Annotated in this window: 17 protein-coding genes and 1 riboswitch; of the genes, 2 read left to right on the top strand and 15 right to left on the bottom strand. The window is 56.2% G+C overall.

All coding sequences use genetic code 11. From position 1 onward, the window contains the following. The 10 genes from GA0061070_RS08530 to GA0061070_RS08485 are packed head-to-tail and all read right to left on the bottom strand — an operon-like array spanning position 1 to position 8,577. Positions 1 to 786, bottom strand: a complete 786-nt coding sequence (locus GA0061070_RS08530; protein WP_090135287.1) for a cobalt-precorrin-6A reductase — start codon at positions 784 to 786, stop codon at positions 1 to 3. Beyond that, positions 783 to 1,508, bottom strand: coding sequence for a precorrin-3B C(17)-methyltransferase (locus tag GA0061070_RS08525; protein WP_090135285.1), 726 nt, complete (start codon positions 1,506 to 1,508; stop codon positions 783 to 785). Before GA0061070_RS08525 ends, GA0061070_RS08530 begins: the two co-directional genes overlap by 4 nt. Next, entirely contained in the window at positions 1,508 to 2,563 is a 1,056-nt protein-coding gene (gene cbiG / locus GA0061070_RS08520) for a cobalt-precorrin 5A hydrolase (protein ID WP_090135283.1), read from the bottom strand. The genes GA0061070_RS08525 and cbiG overlap by 1 nt, the downstream gene beginning before the upstream one ends. Next, positions 2,544 to 3,317, bottom strand: coding sequence for a cobalt-precorrin-4 methyltransferase (locus tag GA0061070_RS08515; protein WP_090135281.1), 774 nt, complete (start codon positions 3,315 to 3,317; stop codon positions 2,544 to 2,546). Before GA0061070_RS08515 ends, cbiG begins: the two co-directional genes overlap by 20 nt. Then, entirely contained in the window at positions 3,310 to 3,879 is a 570-nt protein-coding gene (locus GA0061070_RS08510; protein WP_090135280.1) for a decarboxylating cobalt-precorrin-6B (C(15))-methyltransferase, read from the bottom strand. Before GA0061070_RS08510 ends, GA0061070_RS08515 begins: the two co-directional genes overlap by 8 nt. Next, positions 3,869 to 4,474 carry a precorrin-6y C5,15-methyltransferase (decarboxylating) subunit CbiE gene (gene cbiE / locus GA0061070_RS08505; protein WP_090135278.1) on the bottom strand — a complete coding sequence of 202 codons (606 nt, stop codon included), beginning with the start codon at positions 4,472 to 4,474 and terminating at the stop codon, positions 3,869 to 3,871. Before cbiE ends, GA0061070_RS08510 begins: the two co-directional genes overlap by 11 nt. Then, positions 4,468 to 5,604, bottom strand: a complete 1,137-nt coding sequence (gene cbiD / locus GA0061070_RS08500) for a cobalt-precorrin-5B (C(1))-methyltransferase CbiD (RefSeq protein WP_090135276.1) — start codon at positions 5,602 to 5,604, stop codon at positions 4,468 to 4,470. The genes cbiE and cbiD overlap by 7 nt, the downstream gene beginning before the upstream one ends. Further along, entirely contained in the window at positions 5,601 to 6,233 is a 633-nt protein-coding gene (locus tag GA0061070_RS08495; RefSeq protein ID WP_090135445.1) for a cobalt-precorrin-8 methylmutase, read from the bottom strand. Before GA0061070_RS08495 ends, cbiD begins: the two co-directional genes overlap by 4 nt. Before the next feature lie 11 nt (positions 6,234 to 6,244). Further along, positions 6,245 to 7,201 carry an adenosylcobinamide-phosphate synthase CbiB gene (gene cbiB, locus GA0061070_RS08490; RefSeq protein ID WP_090135274.1) on the bottom strand — a complete coding sequence of 319 codons (957 nt, stop codon included), beginning with the start codon at positions 7,199 to 7,201 and terminating at the stop codon, positions 6,245 to 6,247. Next, positions 7,198 to 8,577, bottom strand: a complete 1,380-nt coding sequence (locus GA0061070_RS08485) for a cobyrinic acid a,c-diamide synthase CobB (RefSeq protein ID WP_090135272.1) — start codon at positions 8,575 to 8,577, stop codon at positions 7,198 to 7,200. Before GA0061070_RS08485 ends, cbiB begins: the two co-directional genes overlap by 4 nt. A 100-nt stretch (positions 8,578 to 8,677) precedes the next feature. Continuing rightward, positions 8,678 to 8,859, bottom strand: a riboswitch (cobalamin riboswitch). Positions 8,860 to 9,230: 371 nt separating this feature from the next. Between GA0061070_RS08485 and GA0061070_RS08480 the strand changes: the two genes are divergently transcribed. Next, a complete protein-coding gene (locus tag GA0061070_RS08480) occupies positions 9,231 to 10,097 on the top strand; it encodes a GHMP family kinase ATP-binding protein (RefSeq protein ID WP_090135270.1) in 867 nt (288 codons plus the stop codon). 31 nt (positions 10,098 to 10,128) lie between these two features. Here GA0061070_RS08480 and GA0061070_RS08475 read toward each other — a convergent pair whose 3' ends face one another. The 4 genes from GA0061070_RS08475 to dacD form a co-directional block, all read right to left on the bottom strand. Next, positions 10,129 to 10,464: a DUF496 family protein gene (locus GA0061070_RS08475; RefSeq protein ID WP_139109740.1), complete on the bottom strand. Its 336-nt coding sequence runs from the start codon at positions 10,462 to 10,464 to the stop codon at positions 10,129 to 10,131. A 166-nt stretch (positions 10,465 to 10,630) separates the two neighbouring features. Further along, complete coding sequence (locus GA0061070_RS08470; protein ID WP_090135266.1) at positions 10,631 to 11,689, bottom strand: FUSC family protein; 1,059 nt, start codon at positions 11,687 to 11,689, stop codon at positions 10,631 to 10,633. A 125-nt stretch (positions 11,690 to 11,814) separates the two neighbouring features. Further along, positions 11,815 to 12,288 carry a DNA gyrase inhibitor SbmC gene (gene sbmC, locus GA0061070_RS08465; RefSeq protein WP_090135264.1) on the bottom strand — a complete coding sequence of 158 codons (474 nt, stop codon included), beginning with the start codon at positions 12,286 to 12,288 and terminating at the stop codon, positions 11,815 to 11,817. 120 nt (positions 12,289 to 12,408) lie between these two features. Further along, a complete protein-coding gene (gene dacD / locus GA0061070_RS08460; protein WP_090135262.1) occupies positions 12,409 to 13,569 on the bottom strand; it encodes a serine-type D-Ala-D-Ala carboxypeptidase DacD in 1,161 nt (386 codons plus the stop codon). Between the two features lie 414 nt (positions 13,570 to 13,983). On the opposite strand from dacD, the gene GA0061070_RS08455 reads away from it, so the two are divergent. Continuing rightward, complete coding sequence (locus GA0061070_RS08455) at positions 13,984 to 14,232, top strand: DinI-like family protein (RefSeq protein ID WP_090135443.1); 249 nt, start codon at positions 13,984 to 13,986, stop codon at positions 14,230 to 14,232. 96 nt (positions 14,233 to 14,328) lie between these two features. Here GA0061070_RS08455 and GA0061070_RS08450 read toward each other — a convergent pair whose 3' ends face one another. Then, complete coding sequence (locus tag GA0061070_RS08450; RefSeq protein ID WP_425256043.1) at positions 14,329 to 14,931, bottom strand: tail fiber assembly protein; 603 nt, start codon at positions 14,929 to 14,931, stop codon at positions 14,329 to 14,331. Positions 14,932 to 14,988: the final 57 nt, after the last annotated feature.

The following is a 14,988-nucleotide window of genomic DNA, read 5'->3' as shown; positions in this document are numbered from 1 at the left end:
TCACTGTGCCGCCAGCCAGCGCTGCAAGCGTCCGGCAAAAGCATCCTGACCGTTGAGTAACTCATCGCCCATAACCAGCGGTTGCGGCCGGGCAATCACAATGCACGGAATGCCAGCATCCAGTGCGGGCTGTACTTTTTCCAGATAACCGCCTTCCGCGCCGGAGGCTTTGGTGATCATCACCTCAACGCGGTACTGGCGATAAAACGCGGCGTTAAATTCAGCGCTAAACGGACCGCACAGCGCGAAGATCTCCCCCACGCCAAAACCCTGTTCTGCACACTGCGCCAGCACATCCGCCACGGGCAGAACGCGCGCCAGCAGCGTTTTTCCCGGCAATCCGTTACGCCAGCGCGCCAGATCTTTGCTGCCGGTGGTCAGCAAGATGCGCTCACCCAGATGACGGGCTTTGTCGCAGGCTTCCTCCAGCGTGGCGACGTTGAACAACAGCGGATGTTGCAGCTCCGGCTGTTGTTCCGGGCGCTGATAACGGCTCAGTAATACCTGCGCCTGGTGACAGGCGTGGGCAATATTGTGGCTGACCACTTCGGCATAGGGGTGAGAAGCATCTATCACCCAGCGCGTGTTGTTCTGTCTGAGCCACGTAACCATCTCGTCCATCTCCAGCCGCCCGCAGCGCACCTGGCCGCAAATGTTGCCTGCCAGTTGCGTGCCGGTCGGCGTGGCGACCGACAGTGTATAACGCACTCCGGCCTCGTCCAGTTGCTGACAAATCAGCCGCGCATCGCTGGTGCCGCCTATCACCAGCACCTCGCCTGCCGTCACAGGGTGTAACCTCGTGGGGTGATCATCAGACCGTTTTGCACACAGGTGGCACGGTTACCGACAATCACCAGGCTGGTCATATCAACGGGTTCAAAATCCATCTCGCCAAGTGTGGTCAGCCATTTTTCCTCTTTCTTGCGCCCGGCAGATTTCACCACGCCCACCGGTGTGTTGGCGTTTTTGCTGGCCGCCAGCAGTTCAAATGCTCGCGCGAGATGCCCTTCGCGGCCCCGGCTGCGCGGGTTATAGAAGCAGATGACGAAGTCCGCTTCACCCGCCGCGATAATGCGTTTTTCGATAACCGGCCACGGCGTCATCAGGTCGCTCAGGCTGATATGGCAGAAATCGTGCATTAACGGTGCGCCCAGCAACGCAGCGGCGGCGATGCTGGCGGTCATACCCGGCACCAGCCGAACATCCACATCCAGTTGCTGCTTGTTAACCAGCTCAAGCACCAGCCCGGCCATACCGTAGATCCCGGCATCTCCGCTGCTTATCAGCGCCACGTTATGCCCGGCCTGCGCCAGCTCGATTGCCGCCTGGCAGCGCTCAATCTCTTTGCACATGCCGGTTTTGATCACCTGCTTATCGCCGGTGAAGGCTTTGACGAGGTGCGTGTAGGTTTTGTAGCCCACCACAATTTCCGCCGCCTGGAGCGCTTCGATGGCCTCCATGGTCATCATTGCCTGTGAGCCGGGACCAATCCCAATTACCGTCAACATCAGTGTGAAACTCCCAAAGTAATTGTCACGCCCTGCTCCCGCAGGGTTTCTCCCACCAGTTGCCCCTGGCTCATCAGCCAGGCTGCCGGGCCGGAAACGCTACCCACGCCCACGCTCTGCCGGACAAATTCCGAGGACGGAAAGCGATGTTCGTGCTGACGCAGCGCCTGCGCAGTAAAAATTTCAAACGGCACCTGTAGGCTCTCCGCCAGTTGCAGTAACCCTTTCTCATCCTGCTTTACGCTGATGCTGCCAATCGCCCGCAGCGCCAGCGGATCGAATGCCTGCGCCTGAAACTGGCGTTGTAGTAACGCCGACAGCAAGGCAAACGGCGTATCACGCCGACAGCCGATCCCCGCTACCACGCGCTTTGGCACCAGTTTGAACACCGGCACGGGCAGCGCAGGCAGTAGCGCCCGGATGGAGACACAGACCAGCCCGTCCAGTTTCGGCAGGGCATCAAGGTGCGTGACGGGGATAAAACCACGCGTGTCGCAGCTTGCCACTTCTTCACGCAGCGCCTCTTCACACCACAGGCCGATGCGTTTACCGCTTACCAGCATGTGGTTGATGGTCTTTACCGCCGTGCGAAAATCCACCATTCGCGCATCAAGCTGACAGGCCAGCGTGTCCAGCGCCGCCATTTCGTTCACGTCAGTCGCCGTGGTGATTACCGGATCGGCACCCAGCACATCCGCCAGATAACGCGTCAGCGCGTTCGCGCCGCCACAGTGGCCGGAAAGCAGACTGATCACATGCTGGCCGCGTTCATCAATGACGATCACCGCCGGATCGAGAAATTTGTCGTTGATCAGCGGGGCAATCACCCTTACGGCAATGCCCGTCGCACCGATAAACACCACCGCCGGGTAGTGGCAAAATGCCTCGCGCAGGGTCTGTGCAAAGCTGCCTTCAAAGGGCTGAAAGCCGTCGGTGAGCAACTCCTCGCTGGTAAAACAGGTCATCGGCAACGCTGCTTTCAGACGGCTCGCCAGCGCTACGCCGCCGGGCGTCAGACAGAACAGCGCAATTGATTCAGGCTTTACGGTATTCATGGCTGAAGTCCGCCGCATAAAGCCGCGAGTAGTGGTACTCCTCACCAAGAAATGCGCCAACGAGGATCAACGCGGTTTTACGAATACCTGCTTCGCGCACTTTGTCGCCGATATCAGCCAGCGTGCCGCGTACTGTCTGGCTCTGTGGCCAGGTGGCTTTGTAGATCACCGCCACAGGCGTGGTCTGCGGATAGCCGCCTTCAATTAAGCGCTCCGCCACGCGGTGGATGCGCTGCACGGAAAGGTAGATAGCCATTGACGTCTGATGGCTGGCGAAGGATTCAAGCTGCTCGCGCTCCGGCACAGGTGTCCGCCCTTCCAGGCGAGTAATAATCAGGCTTTGCGACACTTCCGGTACGGTATACTCAACGCCCAATTCTGCCGCCGCGCCGAGAAACGCGCTGACGCCCGGTACCACCTGCCAACGGATGCCGCGCCGGGTCAGTTCCTCACCTTGCTCGCGCACCGAGCCGTAAAGCGAAACATCACCGGTTTGCAGGCGCACCACCACTTTCCCGGCGTTTATTCCGGCTTCCATCAGGTCGATAATTTGCTCAAGATGCAGTTCGGCGCTGTCATGACATACTGCGTCAGCCGGGCAATACTCCAGCAGTTCAGTGTTGATCAGCGATCCGGCGTAAATCACCACCTGAGCCTGTTGCAACAGCCGGTAGCCTTTCAGGGTGATCAGTTCACGGTCGCCCGGCCCGGCACCGACAAACCAGACCGTTTGCGCATCAGTGTTATCAGCCACGCTGCTTCTCCTTTTCGCAGGAAATCAAAAAGACAGGATTATGCGCTTTGAAGTAATGACCGCTACCCAGCCCGGTAAGTAGGGAGACCTGGATTTGCTGGCAATCCAGTGCGGCAACCCGGCGGGTATGCAGATGTGAGAGCGCGCTGTTAAGGTTCTCCTGCAAAATAAAGGTCATCACCAGTCGTCCGCCGGGGTTAAGCTGCGCCAGCGACCAGTCAATCAGTTTCGTCAGGTTGCCACCGCTGCCGCCCATAAACACTGCATCGGCAGGCCGCTCGACAAACAGCGGCGCAACGCCGGTGACGATGGTAATGTTGCGACAGCCAAAGTGCAGGCAGTTATCTTCCAGCAGGCTCAGCGCCGCCGGGTTGTGCTCGATGGCGGTGACCTGCAAGCCCGGATGCGTCAGCGCCGCTTCAATGCTGACGCTGCCGGTACCGGCGCCGATATCGATCAGGTGCTGCGCGCGATGCAACTCCAGCTTTGACAGCGCCAACGCGCGCACCGCCTCTTTGGTCATCGGCACCTTTTCACCACGAATAAACAGATCATCTTTCATTGAGGATCACCACCACATTCATTGCGTATTCGGCCTGTACTTCCGCCGGACGCAGCCGGTGGATGCGCTCATCGTCGAGCCCTAAGTTTTCCCCGATAACCAGCCAGCACGCTTCTGCGCCTCGTGCCATCAATGCCTCGGCAATCGCTTTTGGCCCACACTTTGCGTCAGTGACCATCGCCACTTTGCGGGCGCGGGCCAACGCGTCGAAATCCACTACCCGCCCGTGGCTACTGGTGAGCCAGATGTCATTCATGTCAATGCCCGTGCGCGCACAGAGATACTGCACGGCGCTGATACCGGGAATAATGCGCAACTGCCCGATGCCGAAATGTGCCACCAGACGTGTGCCGATGCCGTAAAACAGTGGATCGCCAGAGGCCAGCACCACCACGCGCCGCTGTTGCTGCTGCTCAAGCCACGCCAGCAGGCCGGGGATGTCTGCATCCAGAACGCGGGCTTCACCGCGAAAATCTGCAAACTGCGCCAGGTGGCGTTTGCCGCCGACCAGCACGTCCGCCTGCGCCACCGCCTCCAGCGCCTGCGGCGTCATCAACGTGAGGTTACCCGGCCCCATGCCGGCGATGGTTAACATTTCAGCTCTCCGGCAATCTCTTCAAGCGGGCGATTTGCGCCCAGCACGTGGTTATCAAAAGAGAACATTACTGCATCACACTGCGGGGGGGTTTGCGTGAAACGCAGCATCTGTGCGATGCGCAGGCAGATCCGCTTCGCCAGATGCGTGTAAAGATGGCTGAACCCGGCAGCGTCGATGTACTCCATTGCCGCCTCTGTGGTGTCGCAGTCGCTGACCTTCAGCAGCAGATCATGCGGCGCGCCGAGCAGCGCCAGGTGTGCGACCAGCGTCTCCATCCGCGCATCAGCGATATGGCTGTGGGTATGAAAAATACCAGCAGCGATTTTCACCAGCTTGCCAGGATGGCCGACCAGTACGATCTGTCGGTAGCCCAGACGTACCGCCTCTTCAATCATGTAGCCAACGAAGTTACTCATCGTCACCACCATCTCGCCGGATACGCCAAGCTGCTCACGCACGAAGCGCTCGCCGTGGTTGCCCGGCACGAGGATCACCCGTTCCATACCGGCCGCGCGCTTCAGCTCCAGCTCCAGGGATAGCGAGCGTTTCCAACTCTCTTCCGACATCGGCGTCACGATACCGGTGGTGCCAATAATCGAAATACCGCCGAGAATACCGAGCCTGCCGTTGTAGGTTTTCTTCGCCCGCTCTTCGCCTTCCGGGGCGAAAATTTCCACCTGTGCGCCGCGAGTGGGCCCAATCACTTCGCGCACAGCGGCTTCGATGGTCTGGCGCGGCGTGCGGTTGATGGCCGCTTCCCCCACCGCCAGACCAATGCCTTTGCGGGTGACAGTACCCACGCCTGCACCGCCGCGAAGAACAATCTGGTCATCATCGGTGAGCGTGACGCGGGCAAAGATCAGCATGCCGTGGGTGGCATCCACATCGTCGCCGCCGTCTTTGCGAATGGCGGCAATCGCCTGCTGGCCTTCAATGTGTGGCGATTCGACATTCAGGTGCAGGGTGACGCCGGAGGGAGTAACAATCGAGACCTGGTGAATGATGTGCTGTCGCAGCACCATCAATGCCGCGACTTTTGCCGCTGCGGTGGCGCAGGAACCAGTGGTATAGCCTTTGCGCAGGGCTCTACCATTATGCCATACCGGATCGTCGAAGGTCTGGCTCATTGCGACTCCTGCAAGTGATAGAGCAGCGCATTAACAATCGCCGCAGCCACATTGCTACCGCCCTTGCGACCACGTGCGGCAATGGCCGGCAAACCGCTCTCTACCAGCGCCTCTTTCGATTCCGCAGCCCCCACAAAACCGACCGGCACGCCAACCACGCCGCTGACCGGCACCTGGTGTTCCAGCAGGCGGAACAACGCTGTAGGCGCATTGCCGAAAACAAAAATTTTCGCTTCCGCTTCCGTCAGCGCCAGATCGACCGCCGCCATCGAGCGGGTGATACCCTCCTCTTTGGCTTTGCGCACTACGCGTGGATCGGAGATGTAGCAACGTACTTCGCCACCGAACTGCGCCAGCAACCGCTTGTTAATACCGGAAAGCGCCATCGTGGTGTCGGTATAAAGGGTACAGCCTTGCGTTATCGCCTTGCACAGGCGTTGCAGCGCGTCATCGGAAAACCACAAAATATCGAGCCAGTCAAAATCAGCGGTGGTGTGGATAACCCGTTTGATTACCGCCTCATGCAGTGGACTGGCAAAACAAAAATCGGGGCGTGTTTGCTGGATAATCTCACCGATAATGACAAAACTTTTGGCTTCAATAGCCTGCGGTTGTTGCAAATAATCCATCGTCTTCATCCTTATGCGCCTGCGAGGGCAAGATGTATCAGCGCAAACAGTACCAGCGCCAGCGTGGCGGCAAACCACATCATGCGAATGGTGCGGGGTATATCATCCGGCGTAATGGCGCGAAGCTCATCGCCAATCCACGGTTTTTCGACCCGCTGGCCAAAGTAATCATTTGGCCCGCCAAGCCGCACGCCAAGTGCCCCGGCGACAGTGCCTTCCGGCCAGGCGCAGTTGGGGCTGCTGTGGTTGCGCCGGTCGCGAAAACCGATACGCAGCGCATTGCCCGCGTGATCACCTGCGAGCCATGCCGCCGTACTGAGTAACAGCCAGCTCAGACGTGCCGGGATAAAGTTGGCGACATCATCCAGCCGCGCGCTAACCATGCCGATCGCGCGGTACTTTTCATGCTTGTAGCCCACCATCGAATCCAGTGTATTGACCGCTTTGTAGGCCATTGCCAACGGCGCGCCGCCGAGCAATAAAAAGAACAGCGGCGCGATCACGCCATCGACGGTGTTTTCCGCCACAGTTTCCACTACCGCGCGGGTGATTTGCGGTGGCTGGAGCTGCGCGGTATCGCGACCGACAATCCACGACAGCTTCTCGCGGCTTTCGGCAAGAGAGCCGAAGCGCAGCGCCTGCTCAACTTCCCGCGCCATATCCGCAAGACAACGTGTGGCAAGCAGGGTGTAAATCATCCACACCTCCACGCACCAGCCGAACCACGGATTGATTGTCTGCGCCAGCGCAAGCACACCCCAGGCAACACCCCAGGTGATCCCCACCACCAGTAGCCACATCACGCCGCCGCCGATGCGCAATGCTGTATCGCTGCGGCACACTCGCCGGACGGTGCTTTGTACGAGGTTAATCAGCGCACCAATCCAGCGCACCGGATGCGGCCAGTGTGGCGGGTCGCCAAGTAAGCGATCGAGCAGAAATGCAACACACCAGGCCAGCAGCGTCATGACGCGCTCCTTGCGGCGGCAAACCAGTGTTGCAGCATCGTTGGACGCTGGGCGAAATGCAGATGCAAATAGCTGGCAAAGGTGTTTCCCACCTGCCAGCCGCCCTGCCAGCGCTTCAGCACTTCGCCATCTCGCGTTTTATGGCATGCCAGCACGGCATCGACGCACGGGGTGAAATCGGAATAGTGAAACTCGTGGCCGCGCAGGGTTTCCCCTTCGGCAGCAAGTAACGTCTGCTGCGTTGCACGGGCTTCGCAGTAACCAAAGCGGATAAGCTTGCTGCTCATCCGGCTGTGGCCGGGGATGGCACCAACCATCGGCCACTTATCGCCTGCGGCATCCACCAGTGTATCACCGAGATACATCAGGCCACCGCACTCGGCATAGATCGCCACGCCACGTCGGTGTGCGGTGAGAATGGCATCCCGCATCGGCTGGTTTGCCGACAATGCACGCGCATGCAACTCCGGATAACCGCCGCCCAGCCACAGCATCTGGCATGTGGGCAACTCATAGTCATGCAACGGGCTAAAACGCACGATGCGCACGCCGGCGTGTTCAAGCAGTTGCAGATTATCGGCGTAATAAAAGTTGAAGGCTTCGTCGTCAGCCAGTGCCAGTGTCAACCCTGCTCCCGCCTCTGGCGCGGGCATGTCAGGAAACGTCCCCTGCGGCAGCGTGGTTGTCTGGCTCAGGGTGAGTAAGCGGTCAATATCGAGGGTCTGTTCCAGGTGTGTGGCAAATTCATGCCATGGCTGCGCGTCGACGACCGATTCGCGAGCAGTGACCAGACCAAGATGACGTTCCAGCAGCGCCACGCCGGGAGTAACAGGAACATATCCCAGCACCGGTAAGTTACAGTAATGCTCAATGGCGTGTTTCAGCAGTTGAAAATGGCTGTCACTGTTTACCCGGTTGACGATCACTCCGGCAATGTGCAACGACGGGTCAAAGTGCTGAAACCCCATGACCGTGGCGGCAATTGAGGTGGAAACGGCTTTGCCGTCGATCAGCAGGATCACCGGAACCGCAAGCTGTTTTGCCAGCGCCGCGCTGCTGCAATAGTCGGGGTCGGAGCCGTAGCCATCGTAAAGCCCCATCACGCCCTCAATCACAGCGACATCGGCGGTGGCAACATGTTGGCGAAACAGTACATTTAGCACAGGCGGCGGCAACATAAAGCTGTCCAGGTTGCGGGAAGCCACGCCGGTAACGGCACTGTGCCAGGCGGTGTCAAGGTAGTCCGGCCCCACTTTGAAGGGTTGTACGCGCAAACCACGACGTTGCAGCACGGTGAGCAATCCGAGCGTGACGGTGGTTTTCCCACAGCCGCTGCCGGTTCCGGCAAGGATAAAGGCGCTGCGTCTGTCTGACATTCCTGTAACCCTGTGGCAGGTAGAAAGAACGGAGCCAGGACGCGTATTGACCCAGTCTTTCGACCGTACGCTACTGAGCAACCCACTTCCCACCGAAGTTGTTGATAATGTCCATCAGGCCGGTCTTCTGGCTTAGCGTCATCCTCACCCGCCCTTCCCGATCTTACGATCAGTGGCGATTACGGGGTCGTCAGCATCACAGCAGCGGGGGCTGCGGGGGATTTACACCCCCTTCCCAGCCGCAAAATGCATTTGCGGCAAACCTGATAGAGTTTTAATCATGGCACGTCATTATTACCCTGATTTTCCCCTGAACGCACTATATCGCAGCAGGGAAATAAAAGCGGGTTCAGTTTATCTTTGAGCAAATAATAATTTGTTGCGCTATGACAATTTATTGCTCACCCTTTTCATCGCCCCCCTGGCATATTAAGGCTTCAGAAAGTGCTCAGGCACATACGGAATAACAAAATATTGCTAACGGAAATTTAATCGCCCTTATAATTTGCCTTATTTCGCAGACGAAATGCCTGCGGAGTCAATTGACCGATCTGGCGAAAAACTTTGCACAAATAGCGGGTCTGCGCGAATTTCTGGCGTTCGCCGGGTCGAAATGACACTATCCGGGCTTTGATTGTGAAAGGAGTTGCAGCGTGGCGTTGGCGCATTGTCCCGCATCGTGCGGTGAAATAATCCAGGGCTGGATCCTGGGAGGTGAAAAACTGGTCTCCTGCCCGGTGGACTGGTACAGCAGTGTCGAAGTCACGCACGGCAAACCTCAGGTGAATGAACGGCCACTGACACGCCGTATGGTTAACCAGCTCCTGGCACACTGGCAGTTACCTGCAACGCTGACGCACACACTGCGCATCGAGTGCCGCTCTACAATTCCCCTGGCCAAAGGCATGGCCAGCAGCACCGCGGATATTGCCGCCACCGCAGTGGCAACGGCCCGTCACCTTGAGCAACCGCTGGATGAGAAAACGCTGGCGCAACTGTGCGTGGCGCTGGAGCCGACCGACAGCACTATCTTTTCGCGCCTGACGCTGTTCGATCACAATACTGCCACAACACAGATTACCTGCGGCGGTTTGCCAGGGTGCGACGTGCTGCTGCTTGAAAGTCCGCTAACCCTGACCACTGCCGCTTATCATCGTCTGCCGCGCCAGCAGGCGCTGCTGGAAAATGCCTGTACACTGGATAATGCATGGCGCCTGTTGCAGCAGGCCTGCGTAGAAAATGATGCCGCGCGGCTGGGAGAAGCCGCGACGTTAAGCGCGATTGCCAGCCAGGTGCTGCTGCCGAAACCAGCGTTTCCCGACCTGCTCGAGCTGGTGGAGCGTTGCGATCTGTATGGGCTGAATGTTGCCCACAGCGGAAGCGTGGTTGGGTTGCTGCTTGATAGACAGCGCCATGATGTGGAAAGCGTTCGCCGGAAGTTGAAAGAGGCCGGGTTGACGGCGCACTGGCCGCAAAATTATCTGCTGAAAATGGTGGCAGGAGGCGTACAGGAAGGGTGAGAGGCACACCTCTCACCACTCGCTGGAGGCGTTATTCCGCTTTTGGCTCAATCGGCTTCAGTTCGCCCATGGTTTTGAGTTTTTTGGATATTTCGCGGCGCTCTTTCGACAGTTCAGCATTTTTGATGATGTAATCGTCCACACGATCTTCGTAGTCGGTCTTCATACTGGCGATAATGCCATGGATCTCTTCTATGCTCATACCCGGCTTAATATAGTCGCTCAGGTTGTCCAGCAACAACACGCGCTTCTGGTTATCACGGATCTTCTTCTCCACGTCCTGGATTTCGCGCTGCAATTTATTTTTGCGGCGGAACAGACGCACAAACTCCAGAACATCCTGGAATGAAGGCTTATTTGTTTCCATTTTTACACCCCTGATAATGTGAGATTCGGATTCGTTAAAGCAACCACCTTAGAGGCAAACCTACCCAATGTGGTCGCATAAGACAATGGTTTTTCCTGTCGGCTATCATAACCGTAAATGTAGCTGAATCGAAACAACCCAACAACGGTATGCGGTTATCTGGCCGTTATTTGCGCAATGCCCGACAGATCAAATGTGACAGCAGTTCCAGTTGACGGGCCAGCTCCATGCTCAGCCAGACGTAACCGTGAATCGAAGTTTCAGCCAGCGCATCGCCTTTATGTTCGTCGCCCAACTGGCGCAATTCCGCCACAATTTCACTTAGCTTTTCAGTGTTAGCCAGAATCGGCTGCGGGTTGCCTTCATACAGCGCATGAGCAATGGTCAGCAGCGTTTGTTGAGTCATCCGCTGCGTATCCCGTAACGTATGTGCGTTGATCATCACAAAATGGCTGGTACGTGAGCCCCAGTGAGCATTGATTTGCAGTTCCAGCATGCAGACCATATTGCGACTGACGGTCTGGATGGCTTCGAAAATCGCTTTTTGCAGATGTGTCTCTTTGCAGGCGGGTGTTATCAGACCGCGCATCTTCACCACGTCGTTGAGGATTTTTTGCAGATGTTTTTCCAGCCGCGGCCGTTCGACCAGGTTACGGGAGAAACCCGCCTGATAAACGCGGTTGAATGCGGTGACATAGTTGGCCATCTGAATACGCCAGTGCAAAAATGCCCGCTGCGGCCAGATCCCGGTAAACAGCATTGCCAGCAGCGAACCGATAATCACATCGCCGCTACGCCACAGCGCGGTATGCATATCACCTGGCGGCGCCCCCACCACCACCGATAGCGTAATACCAATGAGCAGCGCCTGATAAGGCTTTTTGCCCAGCGCCAGCCAGCCGCAAAGAAACATGGCCACCGCACACCACAGCAGCATCACGGGCAGTGAGAGAAGCTCCAGTTTTAATGCCACCAGACCCAGCGCCGCACCCAAAATTGTGCCGCCAATGCGTTCAAATGCGCGCGGAACCACGTTTCCCCAAAAGGAGATCGGCCCCATCAGCACCACCAGCGTGATCAGAGGCCAGGTTCCTTCCGGCACCTTCAGCAGGCGGATCAGCAAAAAGGTCAGAATAAAAGCCAGCGCGATACGCACACCGTGTACGACACGATAATGGCGGTAGAGACGAATTTCGAAAGGACTGAGTGATTTGTCACGACGCACAGTCGCTTCCCCCGGTTGAACCGACAAAGGCGCAATTGTAGGTTTTTTCGGATGCAGATAGCACCCCTGCGCGAAAAAAAGAGGCGACAGCGCTTCTCTGTTGCCTCTTCTGGTTAATTTATCGCTTACAGATTTTTCGGCTCAACCGGGATATGCATGTCGATTTCCCAGTAACCATCCTGTTGAGCATCGTTCAGGTAGACTTCAAAGCAAGGACCCGCAGCAATTTGCACGGATTGATCGCTAAGCAGCTCATCAAAGAAGAGATCCCAGCACGCCTCGAACTCTTCGTTGTACACCCTCGCCTGCGCCACTGCGTACTGGCCGCCGGGAATGTCCGTGAGGATCACTCCTTCGCTATTTGCCGGGATTTGAAAGCCAGCGTCGACGGTGATGGCAACATCAGCGCGCAGCTTTTCTGGCGGCACTTCGTCAGGGTTATCGTAATAGGCGCACACCCACTCAAGCGGTGCAATCTTATTGCTATCGACCCACATCATTAGCTGTTTAAAGCCCTCTTTCACCGTCAAATCCCAGGGCCCGACCAGATGGAACCCGGCGATACGCCGTTTTTCCAGTTGCTTCACGTTGTAACTCATGTTGACTCCCGTAGCGTTACTGTTTGTTTATACAGTATAGCGTCCGACGATCGTCTGGCGTGTCGGAGTCATCAATTATGCGAGCAGACTCGCATCACCGCCACTCTGCCCGTATACGCATTAACCTTTATGATGCAGCCAGTCGCTCAGACGCGAGAGCCAACCGCCTTTGCCGACACTTTCCAGCGTGACCAGCGGCCAGTGAGCGATCATCTGGTCACGATCGTAAAGTTGAATCTCCCCCACCCGCTGATGCGCCGCCAGCGGCGCATCCAGCTCTTTACTGCTCAGCACATACTTTGCTTTGACGTTTTGCACTTCTGCTTTTGGCAGCACCAGCCAGTAATCCTGATCCGTACCAACCGCAATCTGCTCTTTATCGCCGTACCACGTGCGCTCGCTGCCAACTTTTTTGCCGTTACGCAAAATTTCGACGGTATCGAAGTTTTGTTGTCCCCAATGCAGCAATTTGCGAGCCTGCTCTTCACGGCCTTTCGGGCTATCTGCCCCCATGATCACCGCAATCAGACGGCGCTGGCCGTCAACACTAGAGGCAATCAGATTGAAGCCCGCACCTGAAGTGTGACCGGTTTTCAGCCCATCGACATTGAGGGTTTTGTCCCATAATAACCCGTTACGGTTTTGCTGGGTGATGCCGTTCCACGTCAGGCTTTTTTCGCTGTACATATGATAGAAATCCGGCTCGCCGTGAATGATGGCGCGGGACAGTACCGCCAGATCGTAAGCCGAACTGTGCTGCCCAGGTGCATCCAGCCCGTGGACAGTTTCGAAGTGGGTATCGCGCAGATTCAGCTTCTGCACATAGTCATTCATCATAGCGACAAACTGTGGCTGGCCGCCCGCAACATGATCAGCCAGCGCCACACAGGCATCGTTACCCGAATCGACAATCAAACCACGGCTCAAATCACGCACGGTCAGGTGGTCGCCGGGCTTCAGGAACATCAGCGATGAACCGTCAAAAACCGGGTTGCCTTTCGCCCACGCATCCTTTCCTACCGTCACTACATCATCCGCGCTGATACGATGGCTGTCGATCGCCCGATCCACCACATAGCCGGTCATCAGTTTGGTCAAACTCGCCGGATTACGTTGCTGATGCTCGTTGCCCGCAGTTAAGATTTGCCCGGTGGTGTAATCCATCAATACCCAGGAGCCAGCCTGAATAGCCGGCGGCTGTGGGGCAAAAGGTAAGTCGTCGGCCTGGGCGTTATATACGCAAATCGCCAGCAAAGAAGCAGCAAACAAACGGCGTTTCAATGAAATATCCTCAATAGCATCAAAAATCGCTGTCCTTTTTACGGAACTTCGTGTGTCGTTACCTGGTTAAATTGCAAAAAAATGTGACACAGATCAGTTTTAACAGACTGGTTTTGCGAGGTTCTGTGGAACAGTGACGGTTTTTTCTTCGGCGCACAGGGTGGGATGGTTTACCATAAGCGACATATTTACTGACAGGATGAGCAACTGGTGTCTGATTCCGCAGCAACGCCCACTTTTCTCTTTCACGACTATATTAATCTCATATTAATTAATTGATTTTATTTAATTTAATTAACACACCAACTACAGTATGTACTTAATAATGTACTCAAATAGCTAATTCTCCATTTGACTGATTATCCCCGCCGACATAATACTGTACATCCAACCAGCAATTAAAAGGTGATTATCGTGCGTGTAGAAATCAGCATTGCCAGAGAGAAAGCCAAAGCCATGCCGAAAGGCTCCATTGAGGCATTGACGCAGGAAATGATTAAGCGTCTCAGCGCCAGATATGAAGATGCTGAGGTGATAGTGAAGACGGCCAGCAACGACGGGCTGTCAGTGCTGCGATCGGCGGATAAGGAAGGTGATAAGGAATATGTGCAGGAGTTGCTTCAGGAAGTGTGGGAATCGGCGGATGACTGGTTTTCACGATAGCACTGGTGTAGCATCCGCAGCCGACTGCCAGGCATGAACACCAGACGGTCTGGCTGCATCACACTCTTTCATGTGCTGTGATGCAGCACCATTGTTTTATGCAGGCTGTGAAGGCCACTCAATGTCTGTTGCTGATGTGTCTACTGCATACAGCGCGTCAAGATAGTCCAGCCACAGACCGTATTGAGTCAGCTCATCACCTTTAAGCCGCCCAATTGCGGCCTTGCCTGGCCATTGCCGATCGGACATGTACGCATTAGCAGCAGCGATGTATTTCTCCTGAAGCGCTTTAGCGCTGGCCACCTCTCCTGCATGCTGTGCATCCGTATCGGTCACCCACTTTTCGCCGTCCCACTTATCGTAAACTGTTGCGGGAGCGCTAGTTACATAGCCATCTGCAATATCACCGATATAGTCAACTTCTGACGATTCACCGCTGGCTGTTGAGTAAACGGTTTCTCCCCGGTGATCGGTAATGTAACCCCACGTTTTTTTATCCACGTCAAAAACTTGCGTGAAGCCCTGCTTTGATTCTCCCGGTGCAACATCCGTAGACCATGCAGGAACGCTGGTGGCAAACGATATCCACTCGTTTGTTGTTCCGGTGTATTCTGACGTTTCACGATCAAAGTGATAAACGTCGAGCCAGCCTTCGCTGGATGCAAACCCATCAGTCATTACAGCGACATTTTTATCCATTATGCAGCTCTCACAATGTAGTTAAGCGCGAGGTTACGCGGGCGTGTTTCAGTCCCA

It is taken from the genome of Kosakonia oryziphila, from assembly GCF_900094795.1.
GTDB lineage: Bacteria > Pseudomonadota > Gammaproteobacteria > Enterobacterales > Enterobacteriaceae > Kosakonia > Kosakonia oryziphila.
This window is presented reverse-complemented; position numbering and strand designations above follow the sequence as displayed.

Excerpts from the sequence above, each read along its gene's own strand:
- cbiG (WP_090135283.1), bottom strand. The coding sequence starts at position 2,563 with ATGAATACCGTAAAGCCTGAATCAATTGCGCTGTTCTGTCTGACGCCC.
- cbiD (WP_090135276.1), bottom strand. The coding sequence starts at position 5,604 with ATGAGCCAGACCTTCGACGATCCGGTATGGCATAATGGTAGAGCCCTG.
- GA0061070_RS08450 (WP_425256043.1), bottom strand. The coding sequence starts at position 14,931 with ATGGATAAAAATGTCGCTGTAATGACTGATGGGTTTGCATCCAGCGAA.
- cbiB (WP_090135274.1), bottom strand. The coding sequence starts at position 7,201 with ATGACGCTGCTGGCCTGGTGTGTTGCATTTCTGCTCGATCGCTTACTT.
- sbmC (WP_090135264.1), bottom strand. The coding sequence starts at position 12,288 with ATGAGTTACAACGTGAAGCAACTGGAAAAACGGCGTATCGCCGGGTTC.
- GA0061070_RS08475 (WP_139109740.1), bottom strand. The coding sequence starts at position 10,464 with ATGGAAACAAATAAGCCTTCATTCCAGGATGTTCTGGAGTTTGTGCGT.
- GA0061070_RS08495 (WP_090135445.1), bottom strand. The coding sequence starts at position 6,233 with ATGGATTATTTGCAACAACCGCAGGCTATTGAAGCCAAAAGTTTTGTC.
- GA0061070_RS08525 (WP_090135285.1), bottom strand. The coding sequence starts at position 1,508 with ATGTTGACGGTAATTGGGATTGGTCCCGGCTCACAGGCAATGATGACC.
- GA0061070_RS08510 (WP_090135280.1), bottom strand. The coding sequence starts at position 3,879 with ATGAAAGATGATCTGTTTATTCGTGGTGAAAAGGTGCCGATGACCAAA.
- GA0061070_RS08485 (WP_090135272.1), bottom strand. The coding sequence starts at position 8,577 with ATGTCAGACAGACGCAGCGCCTTTATCCTTGCCGGAACCGGCAGCGGC.
- cbiE (WP_090135278.1), bottom strand. The coding sequence starts at position 4,474 with ATGTTAACCATCGCCGGCATGGGGCCGGGTAACCTCACGTTGATGACG.